Source organism: Planktothrix sp. FACHB-1355, from assembly GCF_014748295.1.
Taxonomy (GTDB): Bacteria; Cyanobacteriota; Cyanobacteriia; order Cyanobacteriales; family Aerosakkonemataceae; genus Aerosakkonema; species Aerosakkonema funiforme_A.
Genome location: NZ_JACJUP010000871.1, coordinates 1 through 3,153, shown reverse-complemented (window position 1 = coordinate 3,153; position 3,153 = coordinate 1). Strand labels below are relative to the sequence as shown.

Below are 3,153 nucleotides of genomic sequence, written 5' to 3'. Positions count from 1 at the left end.
TCTGAGGCACAATTAAATATTGCCGCCCCAAAAGTCAGTTCAGAAGCCTTAAAAGGCTTACCTAAGCGCGAGCAAGTGCTGCTGATTTCTGTTGAAGATAAAGGAACGGGAATCCCCAACATTAAACAAATTTTAGACGGAAACTACAAATCCCAAACTGGTATGGGATTAGGTATCGTTGGTAGCAAGCGGTTAATGGATCGCTTTGAGATCGAATCTTCGCCCGATGATGGCACTAAAGTGGTGATGGGCAAGAATTTACCAAAAAGAGCCGCTATACTTACAGCAAAACGCTTGGCGGAGATTACACAGCAATTAGCAACAAAATATCCAGAAAATTCATTTTCTGTTTCTGGAGAAACAAAATTTTTAAGCCGCCCCACGAGCCAACTCTTTGAAGAAATTAAGCGTCAAAATCAAGAGTTGATTAGGACTTTAGAGGAATTAAGAAAGCGTCAAGAAGAGTTGAATCAGATCAACCGGGAATTGGAAGAAACCAATCGCGGTGTTGTTGCTCTGTATGCAGAGCTAGATGAGAAAGCCGAATTTTTACAGCGAGCGAACGAACTCAAAACACACTTTTTGTCGAACATGAGCCACGAATTTCGCACACCGCTTAATTCGATCTTGTCTCTGTCTAGAATGCTGCTCGATCGTTTAGATGGTGAATTATCTGCCGAACAAGAAAAGCAGGTCATATTCATCCGCAAGTCAGCAGAAAGTCTCTTAGATTTAGTTAACGATTTATTGGATTTGGCCAAAGTTGAAGCCGGAAAGATTGTCGTTCATACGAGTGAATTTGAAGTAAGAGATTTATTCGCAACTTTACGGGGAATGCTGCGTCCTCTTCTGAGTTATAATTCTTCTATTTCATTAATAATTGAAGAACCGAAGGATATTCCTACCCTTCACACCGATGAAGCGAAAGTAGCCCAAATTCTCAGAAATTTTATTTCTAATGCTCTGAAATATACTGAAAAAGGTGAAGTTATCGTTAAAGCAGTAAGAAATGGCAATAATGTAGTATTTTCTGTAACGGATACCGGTATTGGGATTGCGCTCAAAGATAGAGAGCGAATTTTTGAGGAATTTATTCAAGTTGATTCTTACATTCAAAAGCACGTTAAAGGAACTGGTCTCGGGCTATCGCTATCGCGCAGATTAGCTGAATTATTGGGAGGTAGTGTATCGGTCGAGAGCGAACTCGGTGTAGGTTCCACATTTTTCGCTACGATACCTCTGGTTTACGGAAATGGGACAGAAAGAGAATCAGCAGCCAATACGAATTGGCAATTAAATTCGATGTGTTCTCCTATACTGGCGATCGAAGATAACGAAGAAACACTTTTTACTTATCAAAAGTATTTTGAAAAATCTATTTATCAACTTATTGCAACACAATCGCTGAAAGAAGCGCGATATGCACTTAAATTTTTTAAACCAAAAGCCGTAATTTTAGATATAGTTTTAAAAGAAGAAAAAGAAAATGCCTGGGATTTTATCTCGGAAATCAAGAGCAAATCGGCAATTCAAGATATCCCAATTTGTGCGATAACAGCTGTTGATAACGAGCGTAAATGTCTGGCTTTAGGAGCAGATGCGTTCCTTAAAAAACCAGTGGAGCGTCTGTTGCTTTTGAACAAAATAAACGCCCTGATCGAAGCAGATAAACAGCAGAAGTTGTTAGTTGTTGATGATAATGAAATAGCCCGCTATCTCCTCAAGGAAATTTTGCACGAAGCAGTTAGAGATGGAAAAGTAGCAAATTGCGAGTTTTTAGTTGATAGTTATCCCAGTTCTCAATCTGTAGGGTGTCTTTCGCTAACTGAGCCAGCGAGCTTACCATTTCCGATCGTCATTGAAGCAGATTCCGGTTCTAGTGGCATCCATCTGGCGCAAGTGGAACATCCCGCTTGCATTTTTCTAGATTTGGTGATGCCAGACATGAACGGTTTTGAGGTTCTAGAGCAACTAAAAAGCAATCCCGATACCAAAAATATTCCTGTAATTATTAATACTTCCAAACATCTCGTAGAAGAAGAAATAAGTTATTTAGACAGTCGTGTAATAGCAATTTTGTCTAAAGAAAATTTATCCCACGAACAGACAATCGCTTCTTTCCGAGAAGCACTTACTTTAGCTGGAATAGTTGTAAAGAATTATTAGTTTAGGAGAATTGATAATTAAATTTAGTCATGATGAGCGAGATATAACGGCCAATAAAAACGCCAAATGTTAAATGATTGCCTTTGCCCAAATTGCCAATTACCAATACGATTATGCCTCAGAATCATCAAATTAAAATATTGCACGTAGATGATAACGAAACCAATCGTTATGTAGTTGCTCGAACCCTTCGCAGTGCTGGATTTGAGGTGGAAGAAGCTGGCACGGGAGCATCTGCACTGCGCTCAGTAGGAGAGGAACAACCCGACTTAGTTATTCTTGATGTGAGGCTTCCAGATATAGACGGATTTGAAGTCTGCCGCCGGATCAAAACTAATCCTGCTACATCTTTTATTCCCGTGCTGCATCTATCTGCTAGCTTTGTGAAAAGCGAGGATAAGGCACAAGGTTTAGAAGGCGGTGCGGATGGTTATTTAGCTCAGCCGGTAGAGCCGATCGAATTGCTAGCTACCATTAAAGCATTGCTCCGTATCCGAGAGGCAGAAGAGTCCGCATTGGCTTTGGCGAAAGAATGGCAAACTACTTTTGATGCCATTAGCGATGGAGTTTGTTTGCTAGATGCGGAAGGAAAAGTGCGGCGCTGCAACAAAGCGATGTCCCAGCTTTTGGGAAAACCGGAAACCGAAATTAGCGATCGCTTCCATCAAGAAATATTGGAGAGTATCTTGGGAAGTATGGAAGAAACTTCCTTCACTCGCGTTCGACAAACTCGGTGCCGAGAGAACGCACAGGTACAGTTTCAAGAGCGATGGTTTTCCATCACCGCAGATCCAGTATTCGATCGATTAAAAGCTTTTAAAGGTGCTGTATATATTGTGGCTGACATCACCCAGCGAATTCGCGCCGAATCAGCCCTCAAATCAAGCGAAGAACGGTTTCGGATGTTGTTGGAAAATGTAGAAGATTACGCTATTTTCTTCCTGGATACCGACGGCTGCGTTACGAGATGGAGTGCTGGTGCAGAAG

The 3,153-nt window shown here is 41.1% G+C and carries 2 protein-coding genes; both read left to right on the top strand.

The window, feature by feature from the left end; translation table 11 throughout:
• A partial coding sequence (locus tag H6S82_RS26265; RefSeq protein WP_191056956.1) for an ATP-binding protein occupies positions 1–2,166 on the top strand: 2,166 nt, incomplete at its 5' end.
• Between the two features lie 113 nt (positions 2,167–2,279).
• Positions 2,280–3,153: response regulator (locus tag H6S82_RS26260; protein WP_191056955.1), on the top strand; the 874-nt coding region annotated here is incomplete at its 3' end.